A 17,335-nucleotide genomic window follows, 5' to 3' on the forward strand; every position below is an offset into this window, starting at 1 on the left:
TCGTTGTCGGGGACAGTGCCGTTGCTTTCCCTCCAGAAGGCGGCCGTCCATACGCTCCTACTGCTCAAAATGCTTGGCAAATGGGTGAGCTTGTTGGTTACAACCTATTTGCAGCCTTTGAAGGCAAGAAACTTGAAGCATTTTCTCCTGTCAACTCAGGTACGCTTGCGAGCCTTGGCCGTAAGGATGCGGTGGCAACGGTTGGGGCTAATAACACGTCCCTTAAAGGACTTCCGGCTACATTGATGAAAGAAGCAAGTAATGTTCGCTATCTATCACACATCAAAGCCCTATTCAGCTTGGCTTATTAATTCATGATCGCCGTGACAAGTTCACGGTACATGCCCTTTATTCCCATTTGGGAGTAAGGGGCATTTTTCATTTCAGAAAAGGCAGACACTCTATTTGAAGTGACCCGCCATAACTCTACATTACTATTTTAATCTCCGCCATTTTTATTAGCCCTTTTGTCGTTAACCAGTGTTCAAGTTTGTACCATACTGCATATCATGAAATTAACCTTATTAAAGGAGGGGTCTTTATGCCGAAAGGAAAAAAAGGAAAAGGCGGTTCATCTGGCAGTAGCAGTAGCAGCAGCAGCAGCTGTAGCTCATCTACTGGCAGCAAGTCCACTGGCAGCAAGTCCACTGGCAGCAAGTCCACTGGCTGCACATCCACTGGCAGCACATCTACTTGCAGCACATCTACTGGTAGCACATCTACTGGTAGCACATCTACTTGCAGCACATCCACTGGCAGCACATCTACTTGCAGCACATCTACTGGCAGCACATCTACTTGCAGCACATCTACATCTAGTACATCCACTGGAAGTGGAAAGAAAAAAAGAAGAAGATAGTTAAATCTAAAAAGCTTCAACTTGATCAATCTCTGGTTGATTAAGTTGAATTTTTTCATACATTACATGTTTGCGCTTGATCATAATACATCTTCAAGAAAGGAAGGTGAGTGTATGCCTTATCATATTCCATCTTATTTCTTAATGATTGAAGAAGAAGATCTAGAAGATTTACGTGCGGACGTATGGAGTAATGACCCCATTCCCGCCTATTTAAAAGTGGAAAACGACATTTATGATATCGATATTGCCTATCGGGGCTCTTATACCCGAAAATTCAGGAAAAGATCCTATTGGATTGATTTCATCAAGCCAGAAAAATTCTTTGGTGCCCACAAAATCCATCTCAATGCCGAATACAAAGATCCTTCCCTCATTCGCAATAAACTCTCACTCGATTACTTCCAAGACCTTGGAGTTCTTTCCCCCCATAGTCAGCATATTGACTTATATCGTAACGGCTCGTGTAAAGGGGTATATTTACAACTGGAGTCCGTTGATGAATTCTTTTTGGAAAAAAGAGGACTTCCTGCCGGTCCCATTTATTATGCAGTCAACAATCATGCCAACTTTTCATTGGAAAGGGATGGGAAACCGAAAGATTCCCTTGTATCAGGCTATAAACAAGCGTTTGGAAAACCGTCCGACGATGAATACCTTATTGAATTGATCAGAAAAATCAATACCACCCCGCTTGCCAAATTTCCTGAAGAAGTCTCGCAGCATCTTGATATTCATAAATACTTACGCTGGCTGGCTGGAGCTGTATGTTCAATGAATAACGACGGTTTCACTCATAACTATGCATTATATCGCAATAGTGAAACAAACTTATTTGAAATCATTCCTTGGGATTATGATGCCACTTGGGGACGCAAAGTCAGTGGCGGGATCATGGAACACACATATGTCCCTATTGGAGGAAAAAGGACAAATCACCTTAGTTATCTTCTATTGCAGGTTCCGGAATACCGCAAGTTCTACAAAGACCTCTTGGTTGAACAATTGGAAACCACATTTACTGTGAATCACATGGAAAATAAAGTATTATCACTGCACCAGGCGATACGCCCCCACATCCTTCTTGATCCATATAAAAAGAATAAAGTGGATCTATTTGACAAGGAACCAGAATTCATCTTCGATTTCATTCGCAATCGCAGTGATTACTTAAATAAGCATCTTGGTGACCTAGACGAAACAAAACTGAAAGCCAAGCAGGACTGGAAAAAAGCAATAGAGGCCGTATCACCAATCTGTATTAAAAATACGGGGAAATACGGCAGGGGAATATATGCGGTAAGGGATATTAAAAAGGATGAACTCATTGAGGCATCACCTGTCATCATTTCACCCAAAAGAGAATGGAAATATTTAAAGAAAACGTCACTCTTTCATCACTGTTTCTATTGGGGAGATGACGATGAAACGGCCATTGCCTTAGGAAATGGATCGCTATTCAATCATTCATACACTCCGAATGCGAAGTATGATAATAATTTAGATGATTTAACGATAGACTTTTATGCACATAAAGACATAAAGGCTGGCGAAGAAATCACGATCAATTACAACGGTGAAATTGATGATAAATCCCCCTTATGGTTCGATGTCATTGAATAAGATTTTAAAGAATCCATTTTGAAAGTTCAAAATGGATTCTTTCATTTTACCTTTACATTTTTTTCGGCGCGGAAATTCCCAATAAACTTAGCGCATCCTTCAATACAATCGCTACGGAAAAAGCGAATGAGAGTTTCATTTGTTTCCATTCGTCTTCAACTAGAACCTTTGTATGTGCATAATACTTATTGAATGCACGCGATAAATGCAAGCTGAATTTCGCGATTTGTGATGGGTCGGCTTGTTCAAACGATTTTTGGACAATGCTCGGATATTGCTCCAGCAGCTGGATGACTGGCCACGCATATTCACCTAAAGCGTCAAAATGGATGGCCTGCTCGTTAAATTCACCTTTTTCAAGCAATGAGGAAATTCGCGCATATGTGTACTGTACATATGGACCCGTTTCTCCCTCAAAATTCATCATTTGTTCTAATGAAAAATCAATATCGTTCATGCGGTTATTTTTTAAATCGTTAAAAATTACCGCTCCGACACCGACCTGTCTTGCAACCAGTTCCTTCTGTTCAAGCGCTTGATTTTTTTCTTCAATATTGCGCTTCGCAGTTTCTATCGCCTCTGCCAATACATCCGCAAGGAGCACGACTTTCCCTTTACGAGTCGACATTTTCTTACCATCTTTTAACATCATGCCAAATGCTACGTGCTGCAAATCTTTTGACCATTCATACCCCATTTTTTCAATGACGTTAAAGAGTTGTTTAAAGTGCAGGGATTGTTCGTTTCCGACAACATAAAATGTTTTCTTCGCCTCATACTGTTTTTTACGATACATGGCGGCAGCTAAATCACGCGTGGCATAAAGTGTCGCACCATCCGTTTTCGTAATCAAACAAGGCGGCATATCTTCCAATTGCACGACATAGGCACCTTCGGATAGGGTAAGTAAGCCTTTTTCTTTTAGTTCCCCGACAACCGCATCCATTTTGTCATTGTAAAACGCTTCGCCGGCATAGGAATCAAAACGGATGCCCAATAAATCATAAATCGTCTCAAACTCTTTTAGAGACGCATCCCTGAACCATTTCCACAATGCCAGTGCTTCCTCGTCCCCATCTTCAAGAGACTTGAAGCTTGCTCGTGCTTGTTCATTCAACGATTCATCACTTTCGGCTCTATCATGGAACTTCACATAGATCTTCAATAATTCCTGAATCGGCGAAGCTTCGATTGCCTCTTTGTCGCCCCACAGCTTATATGCGACAATCAACTTGCCGAATTGCGTGCCCCAATCTCCTAAATGATTAATACGCACAGCATTGTAGCCATTTTTTTCGGCGATGTTAGCCAGTGCATTCCCTATGACCGTTGAGCGTAAGTGCCCCATGGAAAAAGGTTTGGCAATATTAGGGGAGGAATAATCAATCACGACATTTTCCTGTACAGGCTGCATCGAACCATACTGATCCTTTTCACTTAATATCGTTTGCAGCACGTTTTCCGTCACCAGCTGTTGATTGACGAAGATATTCAGATAACCACCCACAACGTTCACTTCTTGGATCAACTTACTATTTAATTGTTGGGCTATTTCAGACGCAATCACCTGAGGCGACTTTCTGAATTTTTTCGCAAGAGTAAAGCATGGAAAGGCGACATCGCCTAATTCCATCAATTTTGGCTTTTCCATTAATTTTTCTATTTCACTAGCTGGCATTTCATTGTTCAAAGCAGTTGAAATCAATTCTGCAATTGGTTTATTCATCGTCATTTTCCCTCCTAAACAAAAAAGCCCCCGCCTCTAAATAAGAGACGAGAGCATGAATTCCCGTGGTACCACTCTAGTTGCCACAAATTGTGACCACTTTCCATTGTTAACGAGGTGACTCCCCGATATTCCCTACTAAACGGTTCAAGAAATTTCTCCAAAGTGCGCTTCATTCATCCGTCCTGCATTAGGCTCCCACCATCCCTAACTCGCTTTCCATTTCAAAATGAACTACTCTCTTCATCACAGAATTTTCAATATTATAATTTAATCCATCGTACACAATTTAAAAAAACGTGTCAACAGGATTTAAGAAACAAATCCTAACCAGCCGGTAACTTCATTTTATCTTTGATGGTGGAAAAATATTTCCTTACTGTTCCAATTGTGCCGCTTTGCTGATTTGACGGCTCAATTTTTGATTGACCATCGGCTAACAAACCTAACACTCCCATTTCCCGGCCATTATTGCTGGAAGTCTCATCTATAAGTTCTGGGGAATATATTCGCTTGCCATCCATTATGCTGCGAATCGAGCAAGCTAACTCTTCACCCGGGCTATCCTTCAATAAATAACCACTTACATTAGCCTTTATTGCGAGTTGAAAATAACCAGTTCTTCGGAATGTCGTTAAAATGACCACTTTACATCCAATTGACCTTAATGCTTCTGCTGCCTCAAGTCCGCTCATTACAGGCATCTCCATATCCATGATACATACATCAGGCTGTAATTGGTGTACAAGGGCCACCGCTTCTACTCCATTACCGGCTTGCCCGACAATTTCTATATCTTCTTCAAGATTGAGTAGAGAACTTATTGCCTCTAACAGCATTTGCTGATTCTCTGCAATGACAATTCGAATCATTTTAAGTTCTCTCCTTTATCGAGTTCCTTATATGAAGCAAAGACTCCCCCAAATCCGAGGATTATTAAGGGAGTCTGGTATGATACTGAACGTTACAGTTCAGATTTCACTTGAGCGGGAACGCTTTTTTTCGTTAAATATTTTATATCTTTGAAACCGATAAAATTCTTGGATTCCTCATCCCATAAACGGAAACGGAGTGAGCGCAAGCTTGTCGCAAGAGTAATCGTTGGAACGTTCTCTAAAGGCTGCGTATTATTGTGCGCCATTTCCAATTTATAGTTAGGTACCCTTGGACTTAAATGGTGAACATGATGGTAACCGATATTACCAGTGAGGAACTGCATCAGTTTTGGAAGCTTATAAAAAGAACTTCCTTCCACTGCTGCCAATACATATTCCCACTCCTCATTTTCTTCAAAATAAGAGTCCTCAAATGTATGCTGGACGTAAAACAGCCAAATGCCGACTGAACCAGAAATCATGAAAATGGAACCTTGTACAAGAAGGAACGACTGCCAGCCTACTGCCAGGCAAAGCAATGCCGCTAAAACGACGATTAATACATTCGTCAAATACGTATTATTTTTTTCCTTCTTTCTAGCGCCTTTACGGTTAAATCTATTTTTAAGAAGGAAAACATAAATCGGTCCCAAACCAAACATAACAATTGGATTGCGGTAAAAACGATAGGCAAAACGAAGTTTAAACGGTGCAGCCAAATACTCATCGACCGTAAGGGTCCAAATATCCCCTGTACCCCGCTTATCCAAATTACCGCTTGTTGCGTGATGCACAGAATGCTCATGTCCCCATTGATCAAACGGGAATAAAGTCAAAACACCCATGATAGTCCCGACTATTCTATTCGCACGGCGGCTTTTGAAAAACGAATGATGCGTACAATCATGAAAAATGATGAATATTCTTGTCAAGAAGCCAGCAGCAATCACAGCTGGAATTAAAGCTAACCAATAAGAAACGGAAAGACTTATATATGCTAGGTACCATAAAATAATGAATGGCCCCAAGGTATTGATGATCTGCCATATACTTTGCTTTGTCGTTGATTGTTCAAAAGGAGCAATTTGTTTTTTCAAGTTCTTCGTATTTTGCAAGGTCATTATTTAATTGCACTTCCTTTTATTTGTCGTTATTACATAGTATAAAGAAATCAACCTGAAATTATTAGTACCAGGTGTCATGACTAGAAGATGACAAATGTCATGTACTAGTCATTTTCAGCTGCAAACGTAAAAAAGGCCAACCAGTAAAAACCGGTTAACCTGCTCACATGTATAGGATTTCATTATCTTCAAAATGACAGGTAGCCTCACATTAAGAACAGGACTGTCAATTTTTCAATGTCAGGCTAAAAGTCCTAGCAGTAAGCAAATGAAATCCAGTTACTCTCCTTTTACAAATAAATAAAGACCGTAATCCGTCGAAGTAGAGGCATAACCCATTTGTCGCAACATAGCTGTGATATTGCCACGGTGATATGTTCCATGATTCACGACATGCGGAATCAATTCGGCAACACCTGTTTTCATTAGACCGCCAGCTGGATTCTCAATTATAAGAGGCTTATCTAAATTTTCTTTTTGGCTAAGCAGCGATTTGTACCGACCGGACAACTCAAAAAACATGGCCTCCATTTCCTCTAATTCCTTTGACTCTGTTTGTTCCTTCAGTTGTTCAGCCAACTCCAATGCATGTTTCATGCTTTTACCGGAAAAAACCTCCACCCACCCCAGATCGGAAAGATACACATGGGCCATCACACACCCGATATCGATGGAAACACACTTTGTACTTCTTGATGGTAAACATCCTTTGGAAGCTCTTTTAAGCGGTTAAAGATTTGTTCGTTTGCCCATGCGTTAAAATCATGAAACTGAAATGCAAAATGTGACATATGAAATCTCCCCTTCTTCATATATGGACTAGAACTTACGAATTAACGGTCCTTCATACGGAATAATTCGTCCTTCAGTGAATTAATTCGACCTACACATGAATTAATTCAACCCTCAGCGAAATAATCCGACCTACACTTGGATTAATACGACCCTCAGCGAAATAATTCGTCCTACACATGAATTAATTCAACCCTCAGCGAAATATCCGACCTACACTTGGATTAATTCGTCCTTCAGTGAATTAATTCGACCTACACATGAATTAATTCGACCTACAGCGAAATAATCCGACCTACACTTGGATTAATACGACCCTCAGCGTAATAATTCGATCTACACACGAATTAATTCGACCCTCAGCGTAATAATTCGATCTACACACGAATTAATTCGACCCTCAGCGTAATAATACGACCCTCAGCGTAATAATACGACCCTCAGCGTAATAATTCGATCTACACACGAATTAATTCGACCCACGAACGGATTAATTCAACCCACACAAAGGTTAGAAATGCCTTTCCACAATGTACCTCTATTTTTAAAGCTATTCTCCATAGTAAACTAGTAAAGTTAAATTTTACAAAGGGGAATAAAAAAATTGTGAAAAAATTCTTTGGATATTTTATTATGTTAAGCCTTCTTTGTATGTGTCTCTTTCCATCCAGTGGTCATTCATCAAGTAAAACCCAATACATAGGTTCTGTTAAAGTGGAAAATACAAAAGTCTTTAGTTCTCCTAAATTAGGTTCTACTCTATTAAAGACTTTAAAAAAGGGCGAGGCGTTTCCCGTCATTTCTTCTTCAGTAGGGGATTCCGCTGGGCCCATCATTCATAAAGTAAAGACTGGAAACACACTATGGAAAATAGCAAATCAATATGGTGTTACAGTAAGTGCGCTACAAAAAGAAAATAAATTAACATCTTCCGAAATAACTGTCGGCCAAAACCTGAAGATTCCCCAGAAATATAAGATTCATAAGGTTGTATCAGGAGATACATTGTGGAAGATTTCTACTAAATACAAGGTAACAACAAGTGATTTGACGAAATTAAATAACTTAAGTTCGGTTACCCTTAAAGTGGGCCAAAAATTGAAGGTTCCGGATTATTACTACCAGGTCCAATTGCTTGGCGGAAAAAAGGGATGGATAAAGAAATCCCAGCTTCAAAAAAAGGCGCAAAACCGTATCGTCATGGGCTGGAAGCATAATGGATCGAAAGAAAACTATACCCAGCAACTTAAACAACCCAATTTGAATGTAGTTTCTCCCCGTTCTTATACGCTGACGGATACCGGTAATTACGTTTCGGTTTCTGTAGATACAAAATACATCCAAGCTGCACATAAACAAGGAAAACAAGTTTGGCAGCTTATCGGGAATAAATTTGACCCTGTTTTAACTGGTTCTGTACTAGGCAATACAAAAAAACGCCAGAAATTGGTTTCAACTTTACGGGATTCACTTGTTAAAACGAAAAGTGATGGAATAAATGTAGATTTCGAAAACATCGACCCAAAAAATAAGAAGGACTTTGTACTTTTCATAGGCGAACTAAAAAAGGCACTAAAACCGCATGGAATTAAAGTGTCTGTGGATGTCACCCGAGAAAATGAAGACCCTTATTGGTCAAAAAGCCTAGATAGGAAAGCACTTGGCAAAATAGCGGACTATATAATCATAATGGGTTATGACGAGCATTGGGGAGGGAGCCCAGTAGCCGGGTCCGTTTCCTCGTTACCTTGGATCAAAGAAGGAACCAAGCTTTTAATGAAAGAAGTACCTGCTCATAAGATCATATTGGCTGTACCATTTTATACGAGAGAATGGGTAACCGATTTGTCGACCAAAAAAGTGATAAGTCATGACCGTACCATGGCTGAGGTCAACAAAATCATTTCATCTCAAAAACTTAAAAAGGTATGGGATAAAAAGACTCAACAAAATTACGTGGTCTATACTTCCAAAGGGAAAAAGCATCAAATTTGGATAGAGGATAAAAAATCGATCAAGCTCCGGATTGACCTGGTAAAACAAAATCATCTAGGCGGTGCAGCTGCTTGGTACATTGGATCAGAAACCCCTGACATTTGGGATGTCTATCATTTTAATCAATAGGTAAATTCATAAAGGAAAAAGGCCTCACATTGTGTGCGGCCTTTTCTGCATGACATCATTTTCAGTCGGTCTAGTCGTTTTAAGTGAATAGACCACCCCAATAAATATCAAGGAAATACCCAGAATTTGAATACCGTCCGGTTTAAATCCTGAAAGCAGAATATCCAAAAGGATGGCAACTGCCGGATCGACAAAAATCATGAAAGATACTACATTTGTAGGCAAATGGCGAATACTATTAAAAAACAGCAAATACACGACGCCTGTATGGATGATGCCGGTAAGAACCGTATAAAACCATTCGGAAGAATTTAAAGTTGTATATACGGAATAATCGACAAAAGGAATCAGTAATAGAAATCCAATGAACATTTGCAGAAATGTGGTCGCATATACACTGGTCTTTGTAATGCTCTTTCCTAAAAGCATGGTTGCCGCATAGAAAAATGCAGCAATGATTCCATACATGATGCCCTCCCATTCAGGAGATGATGATCTAAATCCATCTGTTCCCATAATGAGTAATGTGCCGATGAAGCAAAGGGAAATGGCCAAGATGGAGAATAAATTCATTTTCTCCCTAAAGATGAAGCTCCCTATAATGAGTACAATGATTGGCGCTAAATGATAAAGCGAAATGGCGATTGTCACTGATACCAGCTCAAAAGATTTAAAGAGGAATATCCAGTTTAACAAGTTGGCCACCGCGCAGAAAATGATGAGCATTACCTCCCTGCCATTCCATATTTCGTTCTTGAAATGTCCGGTAATCATCCAGGCTGCACATAAGAATACGGCAGCACAAATACAGCGAACAAAAACCAATTCCAATGCAGGAAGTCCTGATAGTTCCGAAAAGAAACCGACAGAACCGAAGATTGTCATGGCTAGAGACAGTTGAAGAAGTGCTATTTTATTCATTTAATTTCCCCTTATTGAATTTCCATTTTTTACATTAATACTATCATTTCTCGGGCATGCCGTCACGAGTAATGATATTCGCCCACATTTGATCCGGAATACTTAATTTACACCTGCTATCTCGCGGCAAGATTGTCATGATCTCGTCTTCCCTGCCTTCCTTTATTTTGGCGGCCCAGTCCGGTTCCATCAGTAATTCTCTTCCTAAAATGAAGAAAAAACAAGAATCCCCTTTTCATGAAAAAGGGGATTCTTGTTTTGCCAATGATCATCCCAAGAATAGATCCAGCAGATTACTGCCTGCAGATGATTGCTTATTATAAAACTCCGAATAACCGCACTGCTTGCAATACACAACCGTAAATTGATTATTCTGGACATCGAACATTTTTGACAAGCCTGTTCCTGTCATGGCTACATCCTTCTTAGCCGCATCATTGCTTCCGCATTTCATACAACCCTTTTCGCTCATGATCCTTCATCTCCCAATTTATTAAAATGATAAATGCCGATAAATACCGGTGCTCCTAAGCACCGTACATACTTAGATATACGGATAAAGTAATAAATGGTTTCAGAGATCATGAAAAAAATGGAAATTTTTTCTGTTTCCCCTTAGAATTTATAGTAGGAAAAGCATGATACACACTTATTGCAAAATAATAGAGTAAAACCATATGCAGAGCATCATTTATAGGAACCGGGGTATCATCAAGTTTGAAAATGGTAAATGCTGCATATACCCCAACAAATATGATTGGATAAATGATGTAATGATAGATGAAATTTTTTATGAACATATTATTTATCGCATCACTTTCTTATTCACTTAAACAGCCAAGACCCTTAATCGGGGACGCTGGTGAAAAAACATTAAATGACATCTGCATCATCCAATCGTATTTCTGCGACCCTTCCACCTGGTACACACCAGAATTCTAAGGTAATATTTCGTTTATGGTCAATGTATCCGATAATATCCGCTCCCTGTTCATAACTTTTATAATAATGATCCCCGTACTTCGAAAGGACGTCCGCTTTCTTACTTCCTAATTTAATACCTTTGCTTGTTTGAAGGGAGTTTTCAAATTGGGCGTCGTCCGTACTTGAAATGATCAACCGCATGATTTTCCCTTTATCCTCGTCTGTATTGATAGAGGCCGTTTTTAACCCGCCCTTCCAATAATAATAATCATAAGCATTATTATTATCTTGATCGATGGGTTCTCCATATTCCCTAATGAATTCTGGACTCGATATGTTATCCAACACTTTAAATCCCCCGATAGATTCATCAGACAAATCTGTTGATTTTGTCAATTTTTGAGAGAATGCCGAGTACACATAGAGCCCTAATGCTGTTCCAATAATTATAAATACAATGACTAACTTTCGTTTATATTGCATTTTCCCCATCTTTAAATCTGCTCCATCTCTATCAGATTATTTCCGCGAAGCCCGCAATTAACTAGTGTATTGTTCATATGTACATGGAGCTACTGACTAGCAAACAGGTAGGAACTGCTCCCCATTATGAACCCTCCGCCTATCCCGATCACTACGCCAGCAACTGTCCATTGTGAAATCATCATGCCTATTAGAAATAAAGAAAATCCTATAAGTCCAATTCATAGAACCTTGTTTTTATTCATTTTTCACCCCTACACCCATGAATATCCTCATATTATCTTATACGGATAATTTTGGATAAAGGTTTCACTTTATGCCAGATTCTAAGCAGCAACATTCCTTTTGCATAAGAAAAACCGAAATCGGCCACTGATTTCGGTTTTTCGCTCTATTTAATTAGTGATATCTTTTTTCTGGAAGAAGAAGAAAGTTAGCGCTAAAAAGATAAGATAATAGATGCCGAGTACACCCATCGAGAATCCAAGTGTAGCTCCATCGAACATTTCTATGGTTCCGGAAATATAGCCCCTTAAATCAAGGTGGGGGAATAAGACGAATTTTAACCACTCGTATTTTCCGATGAATGATTGAATGACCATATTTAATGTCGAAGAAGCAAATAGGATGAAAATGGATATCCCTACTGCAAGTGCTTGGTTTTTAAATAATGTGCTTAACATGAAAGCGATGGTCGTGATGACTAGGAATCCTGGTATCCAGTAAACGATCATGTCTACGAAATATTCGCCGACTACCACCAGACTGAATTCGAAAGATGCAGGATCCATGATTTTGTCTGAATACGAACCATTGCCAAAGAATATGATTCCGATTAGATAACTGAATATAAGAAGGCTCGCAAGTAGTAACGCTGCAAATAACAGGGAAGTAATATATTTGGAAAGTAGGATCTTCCAACGTTTATAAGGCCTGATCAACAGTTGTTTAATGGTGCCATCAGAAAATTCCGAAGAAACGAGCGAGCTGCAAACTATAACGACGAATAAAGTGACAAATGATGTTAATGATGTAGTCCATTCAGCCATATAGGTCCAATTCGTGTTTAAGTCAGGGTTTATATTATCAGCCAACAGTTGCTTGTTGTAATTAATGTCTTCCATGATGGCGGCTTTTTCATCTTCACTGATTTCCTTAGCTTCCAAAGCCTTTTGCTGTTCTTGGATATCTGCGTTTAACTCTTGCTTCCAATCTTTATTCGTTTCGTCAGGACTTAGTTTATAATCGATGACCGCAGCCCCTAATGCTGCCAATAATAGAAAAGCGATGAATATATAAGTTGATACTTTTGAAAAGATTTTCATCCATTCATTTTTTACTAAGGACATCATACAGACTCCCTCATTTCCTGCTCAGTGATTTCGAAGAATTTATCTTCCAGCGATTTTCTGGTTATGCCAATTTCAAAGACATCCAGTTCATTTACATTAAAACTCCGGTTTATATTGGCCGTTTGTTCTCGGGTGGCCGATACGGAGATTGTCTTCGCACCATTTTTTAGAATCGTAATATCCGCAAACTGTTCTTGAAGGATTTTTTTAGCTAGCTTCCCATCACTGACAGTGAATGAAACTTCATTGATCGTTTCGGTTTTTTCATCAACAATATGTTCTTTCGTATGGATCAGTTTTCCCTTTTCGATAACGGCAAAACTATCACACATCAATTGCATTTCCGATAGTAAATGTGATGAAATCAATATCCCGACGCCTTCACTTGCCAGTACTTTCAAATAATCACGAAACTCGCGGATCCCTTGCGGATCCAAGCCATTCGTCGGTTCATCAAAAATCAATAACGACGGTTTATGTAAAATGGCCTGTGCCACTCCAAGGCGCTGGCGCATTCCCAATGAATAGGTTTTAACCTTCTTATCGATGGCATGATCCAGTTTGACAAGCTTAATGACCTCTTCTATTCTCTCAGTGGATATGTCATTGGATGACATTCGGGCATAATGCAGGATATTCTTTCTGCCTGTCATGTACTTATAGAACTCCGGGTTTTCAACAATGGCCCCCAATTGATTCATCGCACCTTCAAAATCATTATCCAGGTCACTGCCATTGATCATGACAGTACCGCCCGTACGATTGATGAGACCTGTGATCATACGGATGATCGTGGTCTTACCCGCTCCATTCGGACCAAGCAAACCGAATATTTCATTGCTTTTTATTTCAAAGCTAACATTGTCTACGATGGTTGCTTTTCCAATTTTTTTAGTTAAGGATTGAACCTTAAGAACCGATTCAGACATATAATACCTTCCTTTTTTTATTAATTTCCAAAATCACACAAATTCAACATTACCATATTATTCATATTATTACTATACTGATATTCTTCCATTTGGATATAAACACCCCTTGAATCAGCTGCAATCAATAGATTTGAATTTTATGGTTTCCCGTTCTTGACCTGACCTTATTGTGAAATAACATCAAGCCTTCCGTCTGCGTCAACTTCCCGCCCCAATTATCCTAAACACTGCCATCACTTTTTTTCCTCGAAATAGCAACAACTCCTATATATCGTTACCATTTAATACGATTCCGCAAGAATAAAGTTTCAGGATTATTTAATCTAATAAGGAAAATTTTTCATAACTTAATCAATATATAGGTAAATCCGATAGAAATGGACAGACCCAATGCAAAAAGAAGGATTTTTCTGATAATGGAAGGTAAAAGCTTATATATCATCATTAAAACTACATCGATGAAATTCGTTGGTATGCCGATCTCTTTAATCTCTTTCTTTTTGCCAAAAATGGCGAACCACATTACAAAAAGACCGCATAAAATAAAAATGATGGAAAAAATCTTATATCCCATTGTCTGTCACCCGTTTCCTCATAGGCTAAACGATATTGTTATTATTATCTTAACTTTCAAGTTTCAAAATGAATTCTTCAACCTCTTTGCCTCTTGCATGGGAATAACCTTTGTCTTCATCAAATCTTTCAAATCCGCATTTCTCCAGCACCCTGATGGAACCAAGATTATCCTTGGCTGCGCGGGCATAAAGAGGGCGGACTTTTATTTTCGGCAAAAAATGGAGCAGTGCCCCTGTAGCGATCCCTTTCCCCCAATATTGCTTCCCGATCCAATAACTCACTTCCGGGTTACCAAACTGTTCAAACTTGAGAATACTGCCCGCAACACATCCGTTGTGGATTATGGTCATTTTTTGAATATCCCGGTTCGATAAGATGTTCTTCCAGTGTGTCAAAAAAACCGCCTTGTCTGATGGATCTTTAGATGTGAAGGCAGCCATATAGTTTGCGGCAGGATCCAATTGTTGCTCGAAAAAGACTGGAAGATCACTCTCATTGACCTCCCGCAGCCGGACTCCTTCGTCATTGATATGCAATCCCATAAACTCACCCTCCCCACCAAAATATAACTTTCATTAAAACCAGAAAAACCGAAGACTCTGCCATCTTCGGCTCGGTTTCATCCCTTTATCATACTACACTTTCCTTCGAACGCTTATTGCTCAATATGTTTTATGACGTCAGACAAGCTCTTATCCATCATGGAACGGAGGCGTAAATGATGATTTTCAAAAGCTAAAGCTTCCGTCACGGGATTAGGAACGATCACACATTTTAAACCTGCAGTCAGGGCCGCTTGAAGCCCATTTAACGAATCTTCAAATGCTACGGCTTCTGTCGGCTGAATGGCCAGAACATCAATTGCCTTTACATACAAATCAGGCGCTGGTTTTACTTTCTCGACTTCATCCCCTGTGATAATAACTTCAAAATAGTGTAACAGTCCGAGTTCCGCCAAATGATGAGTGACCCACTCTTTTGTCGAGCTTGAAGCGAGGGCGATTTTATATCCATTTCTTTTTGCTTCTTCTAAATAATCCTTCACACCTTCACGTGCCTGTGATGTTTTCATCTTTACTTCATGGAAACTTTTTGCTCTGGATTCAATTTCTTCAATATTACACCTTTCCCCCAACTGATCTTTAAAGTACTGATTAAGCTCAGTATTATCCGTTCCGATACATGTAACAAAATGTTCGAGGGGCAAATCAGATTCATAAAAAGCCATCGTTTCTTTATAAGCCTCATACCAAGCCGTTTCCGTGTCTAAAATTAAACCATCAAAGTCGAAAATAACTGCCTTAATCAAATGATTTCCTCCTTTAACCTTAAAATAGAACTTCTATTAACTTAAACGTACATGAATGAATGCCCTTGTTCAACCAAACGGTTCCGGCCCGTTTACATATGAAGGTAATTTTTTCCATAATTAGTTAATCACTAAGGATATGGTAACCCGATGTCCGCCTCATTTCTTTTTTATATGTTACATGTTTTAACAATTACTTAGTGCCTTCGCGGTGTTTTTCCTTAACTGCGCCTAAAAGAGTGATAGTTTAACGAATGGTTTAATTGCAGGAAACAACGAGGAGGATAAACATGAAGAAAATTTTATTAACGATCCTAACGGCTTCTGTATTCATTCTAGGAGTTTGCATGCCAACAAAAGGCGAAGCCGCTGCTTTGGATCGCACACTTTCATTTGGGATGAGTAATAGTGATGTAAAACAATTACAAGAATTATTACTGACAAAAGGGGTTTTTCCCTATCATGAAGCAACAGGTTACTACGGACCGATTACAAAGGAATCCGTAAAGAAGTTCCAGGAAAAATCAGGGCTGAAAGTCGATGGAATAGCAGGAACACAAACAAATCAGAAAATACAGGTACTGAAAAGCGGGGATATGGGAAGGCCTGTAGCTGAACTGCAAAGGCTATTGAAAGCCTGGGATGTTTACTCATCAACGGTCGATGGCATTTATGGATCAGGTACAAAGCAAGCCGTTATCAACTTTCAAAAGCAAAAGGGCTTATCCGCTGACGGTATAGCCGGTGCACGGACCATCAGTAAATTAGAAGAAAGAGCCAGTTCGGCAAGCTCAGCCGTTAAAGAACTGACGGTTACAAGTACAGCATATACAGCAAGCTGCGAGGGATGCTCAGGCACTACAAGAATGGGTGTCGATTTAGAAAAATATGATGATGCCAAACTGATAGCAGTCGATCCGAACGTGATTCCGCTAGGCTCCATCGTTGAAGTCGAAGGCTACGGACAAGCTATCGCTGCAGACACGGGCGGTGCGATCAAAGGAAACAGAATCGATGTCTTCATCGCGAAGGAAGCGGATGCTTTAACGTGGGGAAGAAAGCAAGTGAAGGTAAGAGTAATTAAATAATGCATGACATAAATATCGTTTTACTATAAAAATAGATACATAACCAAACCGGAAGAGCATGTAATGAATCCATTCATGCTCTTTCGGTCTGATCAAACCATTTTGTACATGATAATATCATCAACGTATTCACTTTCGCTCATCTTGAATTCTTTTATTTTACGGCCTTCTTCAACAAACCCCAGCCTTTTATACAATGATATTGCCCGATGATTTGTGGAAAAAACTCCCAAACTCACCTTCTCAATCAACGGATTGGCTTCTGCCCAATCCAATAACGTTTCAATAAGCTCCTTTCCCAATCCCATCCCTCTGAAATTTTTTCTAATCATCACCCCAAATGAGCCCTTGTGGGACATTCTCTTCCTATTCTCCGATTGAAAGGCTATCCATCCAACCACTTTATCATTTATTTCGGCCACGATGATGGTTTCCCGTTCATTTTCCAATAACCTTCGTATCCAATCTCGTTGCTGTTCATATGTTTTATTGAACTCCTCCGATACGGCAATAAAATACTCGCCTTCGGAAATAACGGAATTTTGCACATCCAAAACCGCTTCCGCATCTTCCAATACACCAGTCCGAATTCTATATGCAAGCCCATTATTTTTTATATCTGACATC

At 39.5% G+C, this 17,335-nt stretch carries 17 protein-coding genes, 3 pseudogenes and 1 other annotated feature; of the genes and pseudogenes, 6 read left to right on the forward strand and 14 right to left on the reverse strand.

Going from position 1 to position 17,335, the window contains the following annotated elements:
- The 4 genes and pseudogenes from LQ188_RS23455 to LQ188_RS23470 all read left to right on the forward strand — a co-directional run.
- Positions 1-311: pseudogene (locus LQ188_RS23455) on the forward strand (pyridine nucleotide-disulfide oxidoreductase); the annotation flags it as partial.
- Between the two features lie 198 nt (positions 312-509).
- A complete protein-coding gene (locus LQ188_RS23460; RefSeq protein ID WP_230178527.1) occupies positions 510-863 on the forward strand; it encodes a hypothetical protein in 354 nt (117 codons plus the stop codon).
- Positions 864-973: 110 nt separating this feature from the next.
- A pseudogene (locus LQ188_RS23465) lies at positions 974-2,053 on the forward strand (CotH kinase family protein); the annotation flags it as partial.
- A gap of 96 nt (positions 2,054-2,149) precedes the next feature.
- Positions 2,150-2,482: an SET domain-containing protein gene (locus LQ188_RS23470; RefSeq protein WP_290370147.1), complete on the forward strand. Its 333-nt coding sequence runs from the start codon at positions 2,150-2,152 to the stop codon at positions 2,480-2,482.
- Between the two features lie 52 nt (positions 2,483-2,534).
- Here LQ188_RS23470 and argS read toward each other — a convergent pair whose 3' ends face one another.
- The 4 genes and pseudogenes from argS to LQ188_RS23490 all read right to left on the reverse strand — a co-directional run bounded on the left by argS (position 2,535) and on the right by LQ188_RS23490 (position 6,998).
- On the reverse strand, positions 2,535-4,208 hold the full coding sequence (argS, locus tag LQ188_RS23475; protein WP_230178529.1) for an arginine--tRNA ligase: 1,674 nt from the start codon (positions 4,206-4,208) through the stop codon (positions 2,535-2,537).
- A gap of 40 nt (positions 4,209-4,248) precedes the next feature.
- Positions 4,249-4,467, reverse strand: a binding site (T-box leader).
- Between the two features lie 67 nt (positions 4,468-4,534).
- Positions 4,535-5,080 (reverse strand): response regulator transcription factor, encoded by a 546-nt coding sequence (locus LQ188_RS23480; RefSeq protein WP_101225774.1) that lies wholly within the window; start codon positions 5,078-5,080, stop codon positions 4,535-4,537.
- A 92-nt stretch (positions 5,081-5,172) separates the two neighbouring features.
- Positions 5,173-6,204 carry a fatty acid desaturase gene (locus LQ188_RS23485; protein WP_230178531.1) on the reverse strand — a complete coding sequence of 344 codons (1,032 nt, stop codon included), beginning with the start codon at positions 6,202-6,204 and terminating at the stop codon, positions 5,173-5,175.
- Positions 6,205-6,486: 282 nt separating this feature from the next.
- Positions 6,487-6,998 (reverse strand): annotated as a pseudogene (locus tag LQ188_RS23490) (DinB family protein).
- 715 nt (positions 6,999-7,713) lie between these two features.
- On the opposite strand from LQ188_RS23490, the gene LQ188_RS23495 reads away from it, so the two are divergent.
- A complete protein-coding gene (locus LQ188_RS23495) occupies positions 7,714-9,123 on the forward strand; it encodes a LysM peptidoglycan-binding domain-containing protein (RefSeq protein ID WP_230178533.1) in 1,410 nt (469 codons plus the stop codon).
- Between the two features lie 24 nt (positions 9,124-9,147).
- Here the strand turns inward: LQ188_RS23495 and LQ188_RS23500 are convergent, their stop codons facing one another.
- The 9 genes from LQ188_RS23500 to LQ188_RS23540 form a co-directional block, all read right to left on the reverse strand.
- Positions 9,148-10,044, reverse strand: a complete 897-nt coding sequence (locus tag LQ188_RS23500) for a DMT family transporter (protein ID WP_230178534.1) — start codon at positions 10,042-10,044, stop codon at positions 9,148-9,150.
- Positions 10,045-10,087: 43 nt separating this feature from the next.
- Positions 10,088-10,234: a hypothetical protein gene (locus LQ188_RS23505; protein WP_230178535.1), complete on the reverse strand. Its 147-nt coding sequence runs from the start codon at positions 10,232-10,234 to the stop codon at positions 10,088-10,090.
- A 78-nt stretch (positions 10,235-10,312) separates the two neighbouring features.
- Positions 10,313-10,516, reverse strand: a complete 204-nt coding sequence (locus tag LQ188_RS23510; RefSeq protein ID WP_137020214.1) for a zinc ribbon domain-containing protein — start codon at positions 10,514-10,516, stop codon at positions 10,313-10,315.
- A 401-nt stretch (positions 10,517-10,917) separates the two neighbouring features.
- Positions 10,918-11,460: a hypothetical protein gene (locus tag LQ188_RS23515; protein ID WP_230178536.1), complete on the reverse strand. Its 543-nt coding sequence runs from the start codon at positions 11,458-11,460 to the stop codon at positions 10,918-10,920.
- Between the two features lie 386 nt (positions 11,461-11,846).
- Positions 11,847-12,800 carry a DUF2705 family protein gene (locus LQ188_RS23520; RefSeq protein WP_230178537.1) on the reverse strand — a complete coding sequence of 318 codons (954 nt, stop codon included), beginning with the start codon at positions 12,798-12,800 and terminating at the stop codon, positions 11,847-11,849.
- Positions 12,800-13,732: an ATP-binding cassette domain-containing protein gene (locus LQ188_RS23525; protein WP_101225767.1), complete on the reverse strand. Its 933-nt coding sequence runs from the start codon at positions 13,730-13,732 to the stop codon at positions 12,800-12,802. Before LQ188_RS23525 ends, LQ188_RS23520 begins: the two co-directional genes overlap by 1 nt.
- Positions 13,733-14,075: 343 nt before the next feature.
- Positions 14,076-14,309 carry a hypothetical protein gene (locus LQ188_RS23530; RefSeq protein ID WP_101225766.1) on the reverse strand — a complete coding sequence of 78 codons (234 nt, stop codon included), beginning with the start codon at positions 14,307-14,309 and terminating at the stop codon, positions 14,076-14,078.
- 49 nt (positions 14,310-14,358) lie between these two features.
- On the reverse strand, positions 14,359-14,853 hold the full coding sequence (locus LQ188_RS23535; RefSeq protein WP_101225765.1) for a GNAT family N-acetyltransferase: 495 nt from the start codon (positions 14,851-14,853) through the stop codon (positions 14,359-14,361).
- A 113-nt stretch (positions 14,854-14,966) separates the two neighbouring features.
- Positions 14,967-15,617, reverse strand: coding sequence for an HAD family hydrolase (locus LQ188_RS23540; RefSeq protein ID WP_202190660.1), 651 nt, complete (start codon positions 15,615-15,617; stop codon positions 14,967-14,969).
- Between the two features lie 293 nt (positions 15,618-15,910).
- Between LQ188_RS23540 and LQ188_RS23545 the strand changes: the two genes are divergently transcribed.
- Complete coding sequence (locus LQ188_RS23545) at positions 15,911-16,708, forward strand: peptidoglycan-binding protein (RefSeq protein ID WP_101225763.1); 798 nt, start codon at positions 15,911-15,913, stop codon at positions 16,706-16,708.
- 92 nt (positions 16,709-16,800) lie between these two features.
- Here LQ188_RS23545 and LQ188_RS23550 read toward each other — a convergent pair whose 3' ends face one another.
- Positions 16,801-17,334, reverse strand: coding sequence for a GNAT family N-acetyltransferase (locus LQ188_RS23550; protein ID WP_101225762.1), 534 nt, complete (start codon positions 17,332-17,334; stop codon positions 16,801-16,803).
- Between the last annotated feature and the right edge of the window lies 1 nt (position 17,335).

The sequence above is a fragment of the Peribacillus sp. Bi134 genome (assembly GCF_918698065.1).
In the GTDB taxonomy this organism is placed as follows: Bacteria; Bacillota; Bacilli; order Bacillales; family DSM-1321; genus Peribacillus.

Bases quoted from the DNA above. Each gene is read 5' to 3' on its own strand.
- argS (WP_230178529.1), bottom strand. From the start codon at position 4,208: ATGAATAAACCAATTGCAGAATTGATTTCAACTGCTTTGAACAATGAA.
- LQ188_RS23480 (WP_101225774.1), bottom strand. From the start codon at position 5,080: ATGATTCGAATTGTCATTGCAGAGAATCAGCAAATGCTGTTAGAGGCA.
- LQ188_RS23505 (WP_230178535.1), bottom strand. From the start codon at position 10,234: ATGGAACCGGACTGGGCCGCCAAAATAAAGGAAGGCAGGGAAGACGAG.
- LQ188_RS23545 (WP_101225763.1), top strand. From the start codon at position 15,911: ATGAAGAAAATTTTATTAACGATCCTAACGGCTTCTGTATTCATTCTA.
- LQ188_RS23530 (WP_101225766.1), bottom strand. From the start codon at position 14,309: ATGGGATATAAGATTTTTTCCATCATTTTTATTTTATGCGGTCTTTTT.
- LQ188_RS23525 (WP_101225767.1), bottom strand. From the start codon at position 13,732: ATGTCTGAATCGGTTCTTAAGGTTCAATCCTTAACTAAAAAAATTGGA.
- LQ188_RS23485 (WP_230178531.1), bottom strand. From the start codon at position 6,204: ATGACCTTGCAAAATACGAAGAACTTGAAAAAACAAATTGCTCCTTTT.
- LQ188_RS23500 (WP_230178534.1), bottom strand. From the start codon at position 10,044: ATGAATAAAATAGCACTTCTTCAACTGTCTCTAGCCATGACAATCTTC.
- LQ188_RS23520 (WP_230178537.1), bottom strand. From the start codon at position 12,800: ATGTCCTTAGTAAAAAATGAATGGATGAAAATCTTTTCAAAAGTATCA.
- LQ188_RS23550 (WP_101225762.1), bottom strand. From the start codon at position 17,334: ATGTCAGATATAAAAAATAATGGGCTTGCATATAGAATTCGGACTGGT.
- LQ188_RS23460 (WP_230178527.1), top strand. From the start codon at position 510: ATGAAATTAACCTTATTAAAGGAGGGGTCTTTATGCCGAAAGGAAAAA.
- LQ188_RS23515 (WP_230178536.1), bottom strand. From the start codon at position 11,460: ATGGGGAAAATGCAATATAAACGAAAGTTAGTCATTGTATTTATAATT.
- LQ188_RS23535 (WP_101225765.1), bottom strand. From the start codon at position 14,853: ATGGGATTGCATATCAATGACGAAGGAGTCCGGCTGCGGGAGGTCAAT.
- LQ188_RS23510 (WP_137020214.1), bottom strand. From the start codon at position 10,516: ATGAGCGAAAAGGGTTGTATGAAATGCGGAAGCAATGATGCGGCTAAG.